Source organism: Serratia sp. GW822-FHT06E05 (assembly GCF_058799445.1).
In genome coordinates this window covers 18,422-36,200 of sequence record NZ_JBXALM010000010.1, presented here as the reverse complement: position 1 = coordinate 36,200, position 17,779 = coordinate 18,422, and the positions used below count along the sequence as shown (strand labels likewise).

Sequence of the window (17,779 nt, the reverse complement as noted above, 5' to 3'; positions counted from 1 at the left end):
TTTGCTGAAGTATCGCCTCATAACGGCTCTGATTTTAATCCCGATTGTTATCGCGGCGCTGTTCTTGCTGCCGCCGGTGGGCTTTGCCCTGGTAACGCTGGTTGTGTGCATGCTGGCAGCCTGGGAGTGGGGCCAACTGGCCGGTTTTACCTCCCGCTCGCAGCGCATCTGGCTGGCGATATTGTGCGGCTTCCTGCTGGCGCTGATGATGCTCAGCATTCCGGCCTACCATCAGTCGGTCCACCTGCCTCAGGTAGGTGGACCGCTTTGGCTGTCACTGGTCTGGTGGTTGGCGGCGTTGTTGCTGGTGCTGTTTTATCCGGGGTCTGCCGCGCTGTGGCGTAATTCGCGTCCAATACGTCTGATTTTTGGTTTGCTGACCATAGTTCCGTTCTTCTGGGGCATGCTGTCGTTGCGTCAGTTCGGCTATGAACAAAACCACTTCACCGGCTCCTGGTGGCTACTGTATGTGATGTTGCTGGTTTGGGGCGCGGATTCCGGCGCTTACATGTTCGGCAAGCTGTTTGGCAAGCATAAGCTGGCGCCTAAAGTTTCTCCAGGGAAAACTTGGGAGGGACTCATCGGCGGTCTGATTACCTCGGCCCTGATATCCTGGTTGTTTGGCCGTTACGCGCCGTTGAATATCGTGCCGACCACCTTACTGATTTGTTCGGTGATTGCCGCACTGGCTTCCGTGCTGGGCGATCTTACCGAGAGCATGTTCAAACGCGAAGCGGGTATCAAAGACAGTGGTCATTTGATACCGGGTCATGGCGGTATACTGGATCGTATCGATAGCCTGACCGCAGCAGTGCCTGTATTTGCCTGCCTGATGCTGTTAGTGTTTTAATCCGTCAACGACGGGGAGTGAAGGGATTATGGGTAGCGTGCTCTGGAACTTAGTCGCATTTCTTATTGCACTCGGTGTTTTGATCACCGTGCACGAGTTCGGGCACTTTTGGGTCGCCCGTCGCTGCGGTGTCCGTGTAGAACGCTTCTCCATTGGTTTTGGCCGTGCCCTATGGCGCCGTACTGATCGTCAGGGGACAGAATACGTTATTGCCCTGATCCCGCTGGGCGGTTACGTGAAGATGCTTGATGAGCGGGTTGACTCGGTTGCTCCGGAATTCCGTCATCAGGCATTTAACAACAAAACCGTGTGGCAGCGCGCCGCTATCGTCAGCGCTGGACCTATCGCCAACTTCCTGTTTGCTATTCTTGCTTACTGGCTGGTATTTATTATCGGCGTTCCCAGCTTCCGTCCTGTGATTGGTGAAATATCGCCTCAGTCGATTGCCGCCCACGCTGAAATTTCACCTGGAATGGAACTTAAGTCCGTTGACGGTATCGAAACGCCTGATTGGGAATCAGTTCGACTGGCGCTGGTGGCGAAGATCGGCGACGCGCAAACCGAAGTCGGTATCGCGCCGTTTGGCTCTTCTCAGGTAGTTACTAAAACCCTGGATTTACGCCAGTGGAATTTCGAGCCGGACAAACAAGATCCCGTGGTAGCGTTGGGTATTATTCCGCGCGGCCCACAGATAGAATCTGTCCTTGCCGAAGTGCAATCGGGGTCGGCGGCACAAAAGGCGGGTTTACAAGCGGGGGACAGGATCGTTAAAGTCGACGGTCAGCTATTGGGTCGTTGGCAAACGTTGGTTAAACGGATCCACAACGGCCCTGGGCAACCGCTGGTTTTAGAGATTGAAAGAAACGGCGCCCCCTTGTCTTTGACGCTGATACCGGATACAAAGCCGGTGGGAAAAGACAAATCGGTGGGTTTCGCCGGCATCATTCCGAAAGTGCTGCCGCTGCCGGACGAGTATAAAACGATTCGCCAGTATGGACCTTTCCCAGCGCTGTATCAGGCTGGGGACAAGACCTGGCAGCTAATGAGCCTCACGGTCAAAATGCTGGGTAAATTAATAACCGGTGATGTAAAGCTGAACAACCTGAGTGGCCCGATTTCGATTGCACAGGGAGCAGGGGCGTCAGCCGGGGTCGGGTTAGTGTATTATCTGATGTTCCTGGCGTTGATCAGTGTCAACCTGGGTATCATCAACCTGTTCCCATTACCGGTGTTAGATGGTGGGCATCTCCTCTTCCTGGCGATAGAAAAGCTGAAGGGTGGGCCGGTTTCCGAGCGAGTACAGGACTACAGTTACCGCATAGGTTCGATCGTGTTGGTGCTTTTAATGGGTCTTGCACTTTTCAATGATTTTTCTCGCCTTTAGGGGCGGGGATAGGTTAGGAAGAACGCATAACAACGATGGCGATGAAAAAGTTGCTCATAGCGTCGCTGCTGTTTGGCAGCGCCACCGTATACGGTGCAGACGGGTTCGTAGTGAAAGATATTCATTTCGAAGGCCTGCAGCGAGTCGCCGTCGGTGCGGCGTTACTCAACATGCCGGTTCGCGTAGGCGATACCGTCTCTGACGATGATATCAGTAATACCATCCGTGCCTTGTTTGCCACTGGCAACTTCGAGGACGTTCGCGTGCTGCGCGATGGTAATACGCTGATTGTTCAGGTTAAGGAACGCCCTACCATTGCCAGCATCACTTTCTCCGGCAACAAGTCGGTGAAGGATGACATGCTCAAGCAAAACCTGGAGGCCTCTGGCGTTCGGGTTGGCGAAGCGCTTGACCGCACCACGATATCCAGCATTGAAAAAGGGCTGGAAGACTTCTATTACAGCGTCGGTAAATACAGCGCCTCGGTGAAAGCCGTTGTCACGCCGTTGCCGCGTAACCGTGTCGACCTGAAACTGGTGTTCACGGAAGGGGTTTCCGCCAAGATTCAACAAATCAACATTGTCGGCAACCATGCCTTCACTAACGATGAGCTGATTTCACGCTTCCAACTGCGTGATGAAGTGCCGTGGTGGAACCTGGTTGGCGATCGCAAATACCAGAAACAAAAGCTGGCGGGTGACCTTGAAACCCTGCGCAGTTTCTATCTGGACCGCGGCTACGCGCGCTTTAATATCGATTCGACTCAGGTCAGCCTGACGCCGGACAAAAAAGGCATCTACATCACCATCAACATCACTGAAGGCGAGCAGTACAAGCTCACCGGCGTGATGGTGAACGGCAATCTGGCCGGTCACTCGGCGGAAGTCGCTCAGTTGACCAAGATTGAACCGGGTGAGCTGTATAACGGCAGCAAAGTGACCAAAATGGAAGACAACATCAAAACGATGTTGGGCCGTTACGGTTATGCCTACCCGCGTGTTTCTACACAGCCTGAAATTAACGATGCGGATAAAACCGTGAAGCTGCACGTAAACATTGATGCGGGTAACCGTTTCTATGTGCGTCGCATCAAGTTCGAAGGCAACGACACCAGTAAAGACTCCGTACTGCGCCGTGAAATGCGTCAGATGGAAGGTGCGTGGTTGGGCAACGCTCAGGTCGAGCAGGGTAAAGAACGTCTGAACCGTTTGGGTTATTTTGAAACGGTAGATGTGGAAACCCAGCGCGTGCCTGGCACTGCGGATCAGGTAGACGTCACTTACAAAGTGAAAGAGCGTAACACCGGTACCTTCAACTTCGGCGTCGGCTACGGCACCGAGAGCGGCGTGAGCTTCCAGGCGGGGGTCCAGCAGGACAACTGGCTGGGTACTGGCTATTCCGTCGGTATCAGCGGCACCAAAAACGACTACCAGACTTACACCGAACTGTCGGTAACCAACCCGTACTTCACCGTTGACGGTGTGAGTTTGGGTGGGCGTATCTTCTACAACGACTTTAAAGCGGATGACGCGGACCTGTCCGACTATACCAACAAGAGTTACGGCATAGACGGTACCTTGGGCTTCCCGATCAACGAAAACAACTCGTTGCGTACCGGTTTGGGTTACGTACATAACGGCCTGTCTAACATGCAGCCGCAGGTTGCCATGTGGCGTTATCTGGACTCCATGGGTCTGGATCCGAACAAGACTGACCGTGCCAGCTACTCTGCGGATGACTTCACGCTGAACCTGGGTTGGACCTACAACAACCTGGACCGTGGTTATTTCCCAACGTCGGGTAACCGTACCACCCTGAATGGTAAAGTGACCATTCCAGGGTCGGATAACGAATACTACAAACTGACGCTGGACAGCGTGCAATACGTCCCAATCAACGACGATCGCACCTGGGTGCTGTTGGGTCGTGGTCGTCTGGGTTATGCAGATGGTCTGGGCGGCAAGGAAATGCCGTTCTACGAGAACTTCTACGCCGGCGGCTCCAGCACCGTGCGTGGTTTCGGTTCGAACACCATCGGTCCAAAAGCGGCGTACTACAATTCCAACTCGTATAGCTGCAGCAACGGCACGCCGATTTGTAATTCGGACGATGCGGTTGGTGGTAACGCCATGGCTGTCGCCAGTATGGAACTGATTACGCCGACGCCATTCATCAGCGAGAAATACGCTAACTCAGTGCGTACTTCCTTGTTCATGGACGCGGGTACCGTATGGGATACCAACTGGAAGAACTCTTCCGAAACCAGCATGTACGATATTCCGGACTACAGTAAAGCGAGCAATATCCGCGTTTCTGCCGGTATCGCCTTGCAGTGGATGTCACCTTTGGGGCCATTGGTGTTCTCTTATGCCAACCCGATCAAGAAATACGAAGGCGACAAGTCCGAACAGTTCCAATTTAACATTGGTAAGACCTGGTAACAGGTCGAGCTTCTGGGCATAAGCAGTTATTAAGAATCGCAAATGCCAGGCGCCTGTCAAAACACAGAGATGATTCTCATTGTTTTGCGGGATAAGTCTGGCAGATTGTGTACTTCAAGTGTCATATGGCACAAATGGGTGATGGTAAGGAGTTTATAGTGAAAAAGTGGTTGTGTGCCGCAGGCCTCGGTTTAGCAATGGCTGCTTCAGCTGGCGTTCAGGCAGCAGATAAGATCGCTGTAGTTAACGTCTCCAGCATTTTCCAACAGTTGCCGGCTCGTGAAACCGTAGCTAAACAGCTGGAAAACGAGTTCAAAGGCCGTGCGGGTGAGCTTCAGAACATGGAGCGTAGCCTTCAGACCAAAATGCAACGTCTGCAGCGTGATGGCGCTACCATGAAAGCCAGCGATCGCAGCAAGCTTGAAAAAGACGTGATGGCACAGCGCGAGCAGTTCTCTCAGAAAGCCCAGGCTTTTGAGCAGGACAACCGTCGCCGCCAGATGGAAGAGCGTAACAAAATCCTGAGCCGTATTCAGGACGCTGTGAAATCTGTTGCCAGCAAAGAAGGCTATGACGTAGTGATCGATGCTAACGCCGTTGCCTACGCAGGTTCTTCTAAAGACATTACTGCTGACGTGCTGAAACAGGTTAAATAACAACATGCCTTCTATTCGACTGGCTGATTTAGCGCAGCAGTTGGATGCACAATTGCACGGTGATGGCGATCTCGTCATCACCGGCATTGCTTCTATGCATTCGGCACAGGCTGGCCAAATCACGTTTTTGTCAAACAGCCGCTATCAAGAGCAGCTGGCTTCCTGCCAGGCAAGCGCAGTCGTGCTTACCGAGGCGGATTTACCACACTGCCGTTCTGCGGCGCTGGTGGTTAAAAACCCTTACCTGACCTACGCGCGCATGGCGCAACTGATGGACACCACTCCCTCTCCGGCCCAGGATATCGCCCCTAGCGCGGTTATTTCCCCTGAAGCCACCTTGGGGCAGAACGTGGCTATCGGAGCAAATGCGGTGATCGAGTCGGGCGCAGTCCTTGGCGATAACGTGGTTATCGGTCCGGGCTGTTTTATCGGCAAACGTGCACGCATTGGCGCAGGAACGCGTCTGTGGGCTAACGTAACGATTTATCATGAAGTCGAGATCGGTCAGCACTGTCTGATCCAATCGGGCACCGTGATTGGTGCTGATGGTTTCGGCTATGCCAACGAACGCGGCAACTGGATTAAAATTCCTCAGTTGGGCACGGTGATTATCGGCGATCGCGTCGAAATCGGCGCTTGCACCACCATTGACCGCGGCGCGTTGGATAACACCCAGATCGGGAATGGTGTTATCATCGACAACCAATGCCAGATTGCACATAACGTTGTGATTGGCGACAATACTGCCGTTGCCGGCGGTGTTATCATGGCGGGCAGCCTGAAAATCGGCCGCTACTGCCAGATCGGTGGAGCCAGCGTGATCAATGGTCACATGGAGATCGCCGACAAGGTTGTTGTCACCGGAATGGGAATGGTTATGCGACCAATCACCGAACCTGGGGTATACTCTTCGGGCATTCCGTTACAACCCAACAAAGTTTGGCGTAAAACCGCTGCGTTGGTGATGAATATCGATGAGATTAGCAAGCGCTTAAAAGCTGTCGAACGAAAAGTCGGAAAAGACTAATCACTACCGCCCGCCTGACTGGGTACAAAACGAAACGCGTTGGTCATGAGACCAAAAGCGCAAAGAGTTGTTAATTTGCGGCCTGCATGATGATCTCCTTTTGGGGTCAGCGCAGGCCGTGTTGTTGATGCCATCAGTTTTTAGAGACAGGAAGAGTATTTTGACTACTGACACTCATACTCTGGATATTGCAGAAATTTTAGAGTTGCTTCCTCACCGTTACCCGTTCTTGCTGGTTGATCGCGTCCTCGAGTTTGAGGAGCACAAATTCCTGCGTGCGGTGAAGAACGTATCTGTAAATGAGCCGTTTTTCCAGGGACACTTCCCTGGTAAGCCGATTTTTCCAGGCGTATTGATTCTGGAAGCCATGGCGCAGGCCACAGGTATTCTGGCGTTTAAAAGCGTCGGCAAACTGGAACCGGGCGAGCTGTATTACTTCGCCGGTATCGATGAAGCCCGCTTCAAACGCCCGGTCGTGCCTGGTGATCAGATGATCATGGAAGTCACCTTTGAGAAAACACGTCGTGGTCTGACGCGCTTTAAAGGCGTGGCAACCGTCGACGGCAAAATTGTCTGCGAAGCAACCATGATGTGTGCGCGCAGCCGGGAGGCTTAATCCGTGATCGACAAAACCGCCTTTATCCATCCTAGCGCGATTATTGAAGAAGGTGCCGTTATCGGCGCTGGTGCGCACATCGGTCCCTTCTGTTACGTCGGCTCCCAGGTGGAAATCGGCGAAGGCACGGTACTGAAGTCCCACATTGTGGTGAATGGCCTGACCAAAATCGGTCGCGACAACCAGATCTATCAATTTGCCTCTATTGGTGAAGTGAATCAGGATCTGAAATACGCGGGCGAACCTACGCGTGTCGAGATTGGCGATCGCAATCGCATTCGCGAAAGCGTGACCATTCATCGCGGCACAGCGCAGGGCACAGGGTTGACCAAGGTAGGTAATGACAACCTGCTGATGGTTAACGTGCACGTTGCGCACGACTGTGTGGTGGGTAATTCCTGTATCTTGGCGAACAATGCTACGCTTGCCGGGCATGTGGAAATTGACGACCATGCCATTATTGGCGGCATGACGGCTATCCACCAGTTCTGCATCATCGGCACCCACGTGATGGTGGGCGGTTGTTCCGGTGTTGCCCAAGACGTGCCTCCTTTTGTCATCGCGCAGGGTAACCACGCCACGCCATTCGGCGTTAACGCCGTGGGCCTGAAGCGTCGTGGTTTCGATAAAGATCAAATGCAGGCAATCCGTAACGCCTACAAGATCCTTTATCGCAGCGAGAAAACGCTGGATGAAGCGAAAACAGAAATCGAAACCCTGGCAAAAGAGCAGCCGGTGGTGCAGCAGTTCCTGGATTTCTTTGGCCGCTCAACCCGCGGTATTATTCGCTGACCTATGCAAAATCGCCCATTGACTATCGGATTGGTCGCCGGAGAAACCTCCGGTGATATTCTTGGCGCCGGTTTGATCCGTGCGCTTAAGGCGCAAGTCCCCGACGCGCGTTTTGTTGGCGTCGCTGGCCCGCTGATGCAGGCTGAAGGCTGTGAAACCTGGTACGAAATGGAAGAGCTGGCGGTAATGGGCGTGGTGGAGGTGCTTGAGCGCCTGCCACGCCTGTTAAAGATCCGTAAGGATCTTACCCGCCGGTTCAGCGATCTGAAGCCGGACGTGTTTGTGGGTATCGACGCGCCGGACTTCAATATCACCCTGGAAGGTCGTCTGAAACAACACGGCATTCGCACTATTCACTATGTCAGCCCGTCCGTCTGGGCCTGGCGTCAAAAGCGCGTTTTCAAAATTGGCAAAGCCACCGATCTGGTGCTGGCGTTTCTCCCTTTCGAAAAAGCGTTTTACGATCGTTTTAACGTTCCCTGCCGGTTTATCGGCCACACCATGGCTGATGCCATGCCGCTGCAGGCGGACAAATTGGCTGCGCGCGCTACGCTTGGCATCGCACCCGATGCGCGTTGTCTGGCCCTGTTGCCGGGCAGCCGAAGCGCAGAAGTTGAGATGCTGAGCGCCGATTTCCTGAAAACGGCGCAGTTGCTGCGTACCCGTTATCCCGACCTTGAGCTGGTGGTGCCGCTGGTTAACGCCAAACGACGCGAACAGTTCGAGCGGATCAAAGCTGAAGTGGCGCCAGAGCTACGTGTCCATCTGCTGAACGGCCAAGGGCGTGAGGCGATGGTTGCCAGCGACGCGGCATTACTGGCTTCAGGTACCGCCGCACTGGAGTGCATGCTGGCCAAATGTCCGATGGTGGTGGGTTACCGCATGAAACCGTTCACCTTCTGGCTGGCGCAGCGGTTAGTGAAGACGCCGTATGTTTCGCTGCCTAATCTGTTGGCAGGCCGTGAAATCGTCACCGAACTGCTGCAGCATGACTGCGTGCCGGATAAGCTGGCGGCGGCGGTAATGCCGCTGCTGGAAGACGGCCCGCAAACTGACGAACTGAAACAGACTTTCCTGACCTTGCACCAAAGCATCCGTTGCGGTGCCGATGAACAGGCCGCTCAGGCTGTGTTGGAGCTGGCAAAAGCATGATTGAACCCTTCATCTATCCTGTCGCCACGCTAATTGCAGGCGTGGACGAAGTGGGCCGTGGCCCTTTGGTTGGCGCAGTGGTCACCGCTGCGGTGATCCTCGATCCCGCACGGCCGATCGTTGGCCTGGCGGACTCGAAGAAGCTCAGTGAGAAGCGCCGCCTGGCGCTGTATGACGAGATCGTCGAGAAAGCGCTGTCCTGGAGCCTGGGCCGCGCTGAGCCAGAAGAAATCGACCAACTGAACATTCTGCATGCCACTATGCTGGCGATGCAGCGTGCTGTGGCCGGTTTGCATATCGCGCCGGACATGGTATTGATCGACGGTAATCGCTGCCCGAAATTGCCGATGCGTTCGCAGGCGGTCGTGAAGGGAGACAGTCGCGTGGCGGAAATCAGCGCGGCATCCATTCTGGCTAAGGTAACGCGTGACCGCGAAATGGCCGAGTTGGATCTTGTGTTCCCCGATTACGGTTTTGCGCAGCATAAGGGCTACCCGACCGCCTTCCATCTGGAGCGGCTGGCCGCTCTGGGTGCGACCGAGCATCACCGCCGCAGTTTTGCCCCGGTAAGAAGGGCGCTGGGGCTGTAATCTGCAGGCCTGGTTATCCGGGCCAGACAAGCGATAGCGTTAACCCGGGTTCAGTCCGCTGAGCCCCTAGATTCAGGTATCTGGATATGGCCGAACCTCGTTTTATTCACCTGCGCGTTCATAGCGACTACTCCATGATAGATGGATTGGCCAAGATTGGGCCGTTGGTGAAGAGAGCCGCCGCGTTAGCCATGCCTGCTTTGGCAATTACCGACTTTACCAACCTGTGTGGTCTGGTGAAGTTTTATGGCAGCGCGCACGGCGCCGGGATCAAACCGATCATCGGCGCGGATTTTCATGTGCAAAGCGAAGTGCTGGGCGATGAGCTGGCGCAGCTCACCGTGCTGGCCGCCAATAATGAAGGTTACCAAAACCTGACGTTGCTGATTTCCCGCGCTTATCAGCGTGGTTACGGTGCCGCCGGTCCGACTATTGATCGGGACTGGTTGATTGAGCACCGTGAAGGGCTGATTTTGCTCTCTGGCGCGCGCCAGGGGGACGTCGGCAAGTTTCTGCTGCGCGGCAACCAGCCGCAGGTGGAGCAGTGCCTGGAGTTCTATCAGCAATACTTCCCTGACAGCTATTACCTCGAACTGATCCGTACCGGTCGGCCGGACGAAGAAAACTATCTGCACGCCGCAGTGGCGCTGGCCACTGAACGCGGATTGCCGGTGGTGGCCACTAACGACGTGCGCTTTCTGGTCGAGGATGACTTTGACGCCCACGAAATCCGCGTCGCCATTCATGACGGCTTCACGCTGGACGATCCCAAGCGCCCACGTAACTATACGGCGCAGCAATACATGCGTAACGAAGACGAGATGTGCGAGCTGTTTGCCGACATCCCGGAAGCGTTGCTCAACAGCGTAGAGATCGCCAAGCGTTGTAACGTGACTATTCGCCTCGGCGAGTACTTCCTGCCGCAGTTCCCGACCGGTGATATGAGCACCGAGGACTTCCTGATCCTCAAGTCGAAGGAAGGGCTGGAAGATCGCCTGGAGCTCCTGTTCCCAGACCCAGAGGTGCGCGCTCAACGCCGCCCTGAATACGATGAACGTCTGGATATTGAACTGAACGTGATCAACCAGATGGGTTTCCCGGGTTACTTCCTGATCGTGATGGAGTTCATCCAGTGGTCAAAGGATAACAACGTGCCGGTTGGCCCGGGGCGTGGTTCCGGTGCCGGTTCTTTAGTAGCCTATGCACTGAAAATCACCGATCTTGACCCGTTGGAATTTGACCTGCTGTTTGAACGCTTCCTTAACCCGGAACGTGTTTCGATGCCCGACTTCGACGTCGATTTCTGCATGGAAAAACGCGATCTGGTGATTGAGCACGTGGCGGATATGTACGGCCGTGAGGCGGTATCGCAAATCATCACCTTCGGTACCATGGCGGCGAAAGCGGTTATTCGCGACGTGGGTCGCGTGCTGGGCCACCCCTATGGCTTCGTCGACCGCATCTCCAAACTGGTGCCGCCCGATCCGGGCATGACTCTGGAAAAAGCCTTTGCTGCCGAACCCCAACTGCCGGAAATTTACGAGGCCGATGAGGAAGTCAAAGCGCTGATCGACATGGCGCGCAAGCTGGAAGGGGTCACACGTAACGCCGGTAAACACGCCGGGGGCGTGGTGATCGCGCCGACTAAAATCACCGACTTCGCGCCGTTGTATTGTGACGCCGAGGGGCAGCATCCTGTTACCCAGTTCGACAAGAACGACGTGGAATACGCCGGGCTTGTGAAGTTCGACTTCCTCGGCTTGCGTACCCTGACTATCATCGACTGGGCGTTGGAAATGATTAACGCCCGGCGCGCCAAAACCGGGCTGGAGCCGATTGATATCGCCGCCATCCCGCTCGAAGACAAAAAAAGCTTCGACATGCTGCAGCGTTCGGAGACCACCGCGGTCTTCCAGCTTGAATCGCGCGGCATGAAGGATTTGATCAAACGTCTGAAGCCCGACTGTTTCGAAGACATGATCGCACTGGTGGCGCTGTTCCGCCCTGGTCCTCTGCAGTCAGGCATGGTAGATAACTTTATCGACCGCAAGCACGGCCGCGAAGAAATTTCCTACCCGGATATCCAGTGGCAGCATGAGTCGCTCAAGCCGGTGCTGGAGCCGACCTACGGCATTATCCTGTATCAAGAACAGGTTATGCAGATTGCCCAGGTACTGGCCGGGTATTCGCTGGGCGGCGCGGACATGCTGCGCCGTGCGATGGGTAAAAAGAACCCGGTTGAAATGGCCAAGCAGCGTGGCGGTTTCGAGGATGGGGCAAAAGCACGCGGCATCGACGGCGAACTGTCGGTAAAAATCTTCGATCTGGTGGAAAAATTCGCCGGTTATGGCTTCAACAAGTCGCACTCCGCCGCCTATGCGTTGGTGTCCTACCAGACGCTGTGGCTGAAGGCACACTACCCGGCCGAGTTTATGGCGGCGGTAATGACCGCCGATATGGACAACACCGATAAGGTGGTGGGGCTGGTGGATGAGTGCTGGCGTATGGGGCTGAAAATCCTGCCGCCGGACATCAACAGCGGCCAGTACCATTTCCACGTTAACGATGAAGGCGAGATCGTTTACGGTATCGGCGCCATCAAAGGCGTCGGGGAAGGGCCGATTGAAGCCATTCTGGAAGCGCGCAACAGCGGTGAACAGGGCTACTTTAAAGACCTGTTCGATCTGTGCGCGCGCTCTGACATCAAAAAAATTAACCGCCGCATTCTGGAAAAGCTGATCATGTCCGGGGCGTTCGACCGTCTTGGGCCACACCGCGCCGCATTGATGAACTCTTTGCCCGATGCGTTAAAAGCGGCCGATCAGCATGCCAAAGCCGAAGCGATCGGCCAGGTGGACATGTTTGGCGTACTGGCGGAAGCGCCTGAGCAAGTGGAGCAATCCTACGCCAACGTGCCCCGCTGGCAGGAGCAGGTGGTGCTGGACGGTGAACGGGAAACGTTGGGGTTGTACCTCACCGGCCACCCAATCACCCAGTACCTGAAGGAGATCGAACGCTACGCCGGTGGCCAGCGTTTGAAAGATATGCACCCGACGGATCGGGGCAAAATGACCACCGCCGTTGGGCTGGTGATCGCCTCGCGGGTTATGGTCACCAAGCGCGGTAACCGCATCGGGATCTGTACTCTGGATGACCGCTCTGGCCGTCTGGAGGTGATGTTATTCACCGATGCGTTAGAAAAATACCAGCATTTATTGGAAAAAGACCGTATCCTGATCGCCAGTGGACAGGTCAGCTTTGATGACTTTAGCGGCGGGCTTAAAATGACCGCCCGCGAGCTAATGGATATCAGTGAAGCCCGTGAAAAATACGCTCGCGGACTTGCTATCTCGCTGACGGACAGGCAAATTGATGACCAGCTTTTGAACCGTCTCCGTCAGTCTTTGGAACCCCATCGCTCGGGGACGATTCCAGTGCATCTTTACTATCAACGGGAAGATGCGCGGGCCAAGCTGCGTTTTGGCGCAACCTGGCGCGTGACGCCCACCGACCGCTTATTGATAGATTTGCGGACTTTGGTAGGTAATGAGCAGGTGGAACTGGAATTTGACTAAAATAGGAATGCTATGAGTCTGAATTTTCTTGATTTTGAACAGCCGATTGCAGAGCTGGAAGCGAAAATTGACTCGCTGACTGCAGTCAGCCGTCAAGACGAAAAATTAGATATTAATCTGGACGAAGAGGTTCAGCGCCTTCGTGAAAAGAGCGTTGAGCTGACGCGCAAGATTTTCTCCGATCTTGGGGCCTGGCAAGTTGCCCAATTGGCACGCCACCCGCGCCGTCCTTATACCCTGGATTATATCAAACACATCTTTACCGACTTCGAAGAGCTGGCGGGTGATCGCACCTATGCCGATGACAAAGCGATTGTCGGTGGCATTGCGCGCCTGGATGGCCGTCCGGTGATGATCATCGGGCATCAGAAAGGCCGCGAGACCAAAGAGAAAATCCGCCGTAACTTCGGCATGCCGGCACCAGAAGGCTATCGCAAAGCGCTGCGCCTGATGGAAATGGCCTCTCGCTTCAAGATGCCGCTGATCACTTTCATCGACACCCCTGGGGCCTACCCGGGCGTGGGCGCGGAAGAGCGTGGCCAGTCAGAAGCGATTGCCCATAACCTGCGTGAAATGTCTCGCCTGAAAATTCCGGTGATCTGTACGGTGATCGGCGAAGGCGGTTCCGGTGGCGCATTGGCCATTGGCGTGGGCGACAAAGTGAACATGCTGCAGTACAGCACCTATTCGGTGATCTCACCGGAAGGTTGTGCTTCCATTCTGTGGAAAAGCGCCGACAAAGCGCCGATTGCCGCAGAAGCCATGGGCATTACCGCACCGCGGCTGAAAGAGCTGAAGCTGATCGACTCGGTGATCCCGGAACCGCTGGGCTCTGCTCACCGCGATGTGCCGGCGATGGCGGAAGCGCTGAAAGCGCAGCTGCTGGCCGATCTGAAAGATCTCGACGGCCTGAACACCGAAGAGCTGCTTAACCGCCGCTACCAGCGCCTGATGAACTACGGCTATTGCTGAGTGCTGTCACGCGTTGCAAGAAACCGCCTTCGGGCGGTTTTTTTTTGTCTACACACCGCAGTATTTTCATGTTGTTATAGAGGTTTGGTGGTTAACTGACAGGAGCAGCCGATGAATATCATCGCGATCATGAGCCCAGCGGGCGTTTATTACAAAGACGAGCCGATCCGCGAGCTTCACACCGCACTGGCTGCGATGAACTTCCAACTGGTGTATCCCAAAAACAGCGGCGATTTGTTGAAGCTGATCGAAGCTAACGCACGCATTTGCGGCGTGATTTTCGACTGGGATGACTACAGCCTGGAATTGTGCAGCGAGATCAACGAGCTCAACGAGTATCTGCCGCTGTATGCGTTTATCAACACGCATTCCACCTTTGACGTTAGCCTGCATGAAATGCGTATGGTGCTGTATTTCTTCGAGTACGGCCTGAATGCGGCAGATGATATTGCGCAGCGCATCCAGCAATATACCGCTGAATACATCGATACTATTACACCGCCGCTGACCAAGGCACTGTTCAATTACGTGCATGAAGGGAAATACACCTTCTGTACTCCCGGCCACATGGCCGGTACCGCCTTTCAGAAGAGCCCGGTCGGTTGCCTGTTTTACGATTTTTTCGGTGCCAATACTCTGAAAGCCGACGTGTCGATTTCGGTCACCGAGCTGGGCTCGCTGCTGGATCACACTGGCCCTCACCTGGAGGCCGAAGAGTATATTGCGCGCACCTTTAACGCCGAGCAAAGTTATCTGGTGACCAACGGCACCTCTACCGCCAATAAAATTGTCGGCATGTATTCGGCACCGACTGGCAGCACGGTATTGATCGACCGCAACTGCCATAAGTCCCTGTGCCATCTGCTGATGATGAGCGATATCGTGCCGATTTATTTGCGCCCGCTGCGCAATGCCTACGGGATTCTTGGCGGGATCCCACAGCGTGAATTCACCCATGACAGCATTGCCGCTCGGGTGGCTGACACGGCCAACGCCAGTTGGCCAGTCCATGCGGTGATCACTAACTCGACCTACGATGGCCTGCTGTACAACACCGATTACATCAAGCAGACGCTGGACGTCCCATCAATTCATTTTGATTCCGCCTGGGTGCCCTATACCAATTTCCATCCGATTTATGACGGCAAGAGCGGCATGAGCGGTGAACGTATACCCGGTAAAGTGATCTACGAAACCCAGTCGACTCATAAACTGCTGGCGGCGTTTTCACAGGCCTCGATGATCCACATTAAGGGTGACTATGACGAAAGTACCTTTAACGAAGCCTATATGATGCACACCACCACTTCGCCGAATTACGGCATCGTGGCGTCGATGGAGACCGCGGCGGCGATGCTGCGTGGTAATCCGGGGCGCAGGTTGATTAACCGCTCGGTGGAGCGTGCGCTGCATTTCCGTCGTGAGGTGCAGCGTTTGCGGGAAGAAAGCGATAGCTGGTTCTTCGATATCTGGCAGCCGGAAGAGATTGACGAAGCGCAGTGCTGGCCGCTAAACCCGGACGACAACTGGCACGGCTTTGGCAATACCGACCGCGATCACATGTATCTCGATCCTATCAAGGTCACCATCCTGACGCCGGGGATGAATGAGCTTGGCGCGCTAGAAGATAGCGGCATACCGGCAGCGCTGGTGGCGAAATACCTGGACGAACGCGGTATCGTGGTGGAGAAAACCGGCCCTTATAATCTGCTGTTCCTGTTCAGTATCGGCATTGATAAAACCAAGGCGATGAGCTTGCTGCGTGGCCTGACCGACTTTAAACGCGCTTACGATCTCAATCTGCGAGTGAAGAACATGCTGCCGGACCTGTATGCCGAGGATCCGGATTTCTACCGTAATATGCGTATTCAGGATCTGGCCGCCGGGATCCATAGCTTGATCTGTCGGCACGATCTGCCGGGTTTGATGCAGCGGGCTTTTGATGTGTTGCCAGAAATGAAGCTGACGCCACACCAAATGTTCCAGCAGCAGGTGCGTGGCAACGTGGAAACCTGCGAGTTGGATCAACTGGTCGGCAAAGTCGCGGCGAACATGATCCTGCCTTATCCGCCAGGGGTTCCGCTGGTGATGCCGGGGGAGATGATCACCGAAGAGAGCCGAGCAGTGCTCGATTTCTTGCTGATGTTGTGTTCTATCGGCGAGCGCTATCCGGGGTTTGAAACCGATATCCACGGCGCGAAGCTGACCGAAGACGGGCGTTATCTGGTGAAAGTACTCAAAGCACCGCAGCCTTAAGCAAACTCACGGCAGATCAGGTTCACGCTGCTTGTCGGCAGCGGTTCCTGCGTCAGGCCGCAAAATGGCTGCCCGTCATGCCGCTGGTGATAGCGGCATTGATGACATTCGCCGAACAGTGCCACATTATCATCCTGTTTTTGCAACTGACGCAGCAACTGCGTCAGTAATTCCAGCAACTGTCCGCCGTCCTGCTGCATGGCATCCTGCGCCTGCTGTAAATAGGCTGGCGGGAATAGGGCATCCATCAACAAGCGCGATTTGTCGGTCAGCTTTAACCTGACGCTGCGGCGGTCCTTCTCGTCTGCCGTACGGGCGATCATCCCATTACTTTCCAACTTTTTCAGCGATTGCGACACCGTGCCCTTGGTCAGGCCGAGATATTCCGCCACCGCCATCGGCGTATTGGAGTAATGGTTGCAGCGTGCCAGGTAATACAAGGCGCTCAGCTGCACCGGCGGCAGGCTTTCCAGCTCTTCATGACTCCGCAGCCAGCTGCGTTGCAGGCTATTCAGTCGTTCCAGTAAATCAAACAGTGTCAACATGGGATCCTCGCTAGTGTGGTAAAATAGTATCGATTAAAAACTATATTGACAAGGCATGGTGGAGGATTTATTGTGCTATTGGTTTCGATTCGAAACTAAATGGGTGCGCAGTTCACCCACAACAGTCAGAACCAAGGAGAATTATCATGACTAAGGCCGTTTTCTATCATGCCGGTTGCCCGGTTTGCGTGAGCGCAGAGCAGCAGTTGTTGGGCCTGTTGAGCCAGGATGTGCAGGTGGACGTGGTTCATCTGGGCGAAACGCCGGCGCGTATCGCCGATGCGGAAAAAGCCGGGGTGCAGAGCGTCCCTGCGTTGGTGGTGGATGGGCAGGTGCTGCACATTAACTACGGTGCGGCATTGGCGGATCTTAAAGCCTGATCGACCTATTGCATTGCCGATAGCTCAATAACAGCCCCGTCTTATCCAGCGGGGCTTTTTGCCGTTGACGATACCGCCGCTGCCGGATACCTTGCCTCATCAGACAGACAATGAGGCATCACAATGTTGGCATTACGTCAGGTACACCACATCGCAGTTATAGGCTCAGATTATGCAGCCAGTAAGCATTTTTACTGCGATATTCTGGGGTTCACCCTATTAGGCGAGTTTTACCGTGCGGAGCGCGATTCATGGAAAGCGGATTTGGCGCTCAACGGTCAATACACCATCGAACTGTTTTCCTTCCCGTCACCGCCGGCCCGCGTCAGTCGCCCGGAAGCCTGCGGCTTGCGTCATTTGGCGTTCAGCGTCGACGACATCGAGCAGGCCATCCAGCATTTGCAGAATGCTGGGGTAGTTTGCGAACCGGTGCGTATCGATCCTTACACCCAGTCACGTTTCACTTTTTTCAGCGATCCGGATGGGTTACCTCTAGAATTATATGAGCTATGAATGCTTAATCGGGACCAGGCGGCGCAGGCG

At 54.7% G+C, this 17,779-nt stretch carries 15 protein-coding genes; 14 read left to right on the top strand and 1 reads right to left on the bottom strand.

The window, feature by feature from the left end; genetic code table 11:
• Position 1 precedes the first annotated feature (1 nt).
• The 12 genes from cdsA (at position 2) to AC1RKC_RS19870 (ending at position 16,311) form a co-directional block, all read left to right on the top strand.
• Positions 2–850 (top strand): phosphatidate cytidylyltransferase, encoded by an 849-nt coding sequence (cdsA, locus tag AC1RKC_RS19925; protein WP_116691861.1) that lies wholly within the window; start codon positions 2–4, stop codon positions 848–850.
• 28 nt (positions 851–878) lie between these two features.
• Positions 879–2,234 (top strand): sigma E protease regulator RseP, encoded by a 1,356-nt coding sequence (gene rseP, locus AC1RKC_RS19920; RefSeq protein WP_020828359.1) that lies wholly within the window; start codon positions 879–881, stop codon positions 2,232–2,234.
• A gap of 35 nt (positions 2,235–2,269) precedes the next feature.
• Entirely contained in the window at positions 2,270–4,675 is a 2,406-nt protein-coding gene (gene bamA / locus AC1RKC_RS19915) for an outer membrane protein assembly factor BamA (RefSeq protein ID WP_020828358.1), read from the top strand.
• Positions 4,676–4,833: 158 nt separating this feature from the next.
• Complete coding sequence (gene skp, locus AC1RKC_RS19910) at positions 4,834–5,331, top strand: molecular chaperone Skp (protein WP_020828357.1); 498 nt, start codon at positions 4,834–4,836, stop codon at positions 5,329–5,331.
• Positions 5,332–5,335: 4 nt separating this feature from the next.
• A complete protein-coding gene (gene lpxD, locus AC1RKC_RS19905; RefSeq protein WP_044553121.1) occupies positions 5,336–6,358 on the top strand; it encodes a UDP-3-O-(3-hydroxymyristoyl)glucosamine N-acyltransferase in 1,023 nt (340 codons plus the stop codon).
• A 160-nt stretch (positions 6,359–6,518) separates the two neighbouring features.
• A complete protein-coding gene (fabZ, locus tag AC1RKC_RS19900) occupies positions 6,519–6,974 on the top strand; it encodes a 3-hydroxyacyl-ACP dehydratase FabZ (protein ID WP_017893789.1) in 456 nt (151 codons plus the stop codon).
• Positions 6,975–6,977: 3 nt separating this feature from the next.
• Complete coding sequence (gene lpxA, locus AC1RKC_RS19895) at positions 6,978–7,766, top strand: acyl-ACP--UDP-N-acetylglucosamine O-acyltransferase (RefSeq protein WP_020828355.1); 789 nt, start codon at positions 6,978–6,980, stop codon at positions 7,764–7,766.
• A 3-nt stretch (positions 7,767–7,769) separates the two neighbouring features.
• A complete protein-coding gene (gene lpxB / locus AC1RKC_RS19890; RefSeq protein ID WP_046372777.1) occupies positions 7,770–8,918 on the top strand; it encodes a lipid-A-disaccharide synthase in 1,149 nt (382 codons plus the stop codon).
• Positions 8,915–9,508, top strand: coding sequence for a ribonuclease HII (rnhB, locus tag AC1RKC_RS19885; RefSeq protein WP_020828353.1), 594 nt, complete (start codon positions 8,915–8,917; stop codon positions 9,506–9,508). Before lpxB ends, rnhB begins: the two co-directional genes overlap by 4 nt.
• A gap of 86 nt (positions 9,509–9,594) precedes the next feature.
• Positions 9,595–13,083: a DNA polymerase III subunit alpha gene (dnaE, locus tag AC1RKC_RS19880; RefSeq protein ID WP_493092769.1), complete on the top strand. Its 3,489-nt coding sequence runs from the start codon at positions 9,595–9,597 to the stop codon at positions 13,081–13,083.
• Positions 13,084–13,095: 12 nt separating this feature from the next.
• On the top strand, positions 13,096–14,055 hold the full coding sequence (gene accA, locus AC1RKC_RS19875) for an acetyl-CoA carboxylase carboxyl transferase subunit alpha (protein WP_020828351.1): 960 nt from the start codon (positions 13,096–13,098) through the stop codon (positions 14,053–14,055).
• 111 nt (positions 14,056–14,166) lie between these two features.
• Positions 14,167–16,311, top strand: coding sequence for a lysine decarboxylase LdcC (locus AC1RKC_RS19870; RefSeq protein WP_176984333.1), 2,145 nt, complete (start codon positions 14,167–14,169; stop codon positions 16,309–16,311).
• Here AC1RKC_RS19870 and AC1RKC_RS19865 read toward each other — a convergent pair.
• Positions 16,308–16,853: a MarR family winged helix-turn-helix transcriptional regulator gene (locus AC1RKC_RS19865; RefSeq protein WP_081667737.1), complete on the bottom strand. Its 546-nt coding sequence runs from the start codon at positions 16,851–16,853 to the stop codon at positions 16,308–16,310. The genes AC1RKC_RS19870 and AC1RKC_RS19865 overlap by 4 nt on opposite strands.
• Before the next feature lie 149 nt (positions 16,854–17,002).
• Between AC1RKC_RS19865 and AC1RKC_RS19860 the strand changes: the two genes are divergently transcribed.
• On the top strand, positions 17,003–17,236 hold the full coding sequence (locus tag AC1RKC_RS19860) for a glutaredoxin family protein (RefSeq protein ID WP_020828348.1): 234 nt from the start codon (positions 17,003–17,005) through the stop codon (positions 17,234–17,236).
• Between the two features lie 123 nt (positions 17,237–17,359).
• Positions 17,360–17,749 (top strand): VOC family protein, encoded by a 390-nt coding sequence (locus AC1RKC_RS19855; protein ID WP_020828347.1) that lies wholly within the window; start codon positions 17,360–17,362, stop codon positions 17,747–17,749.
• The last annotated feature ends 30 nt before the right edge of the window (positions 17,750–17,779 follow it).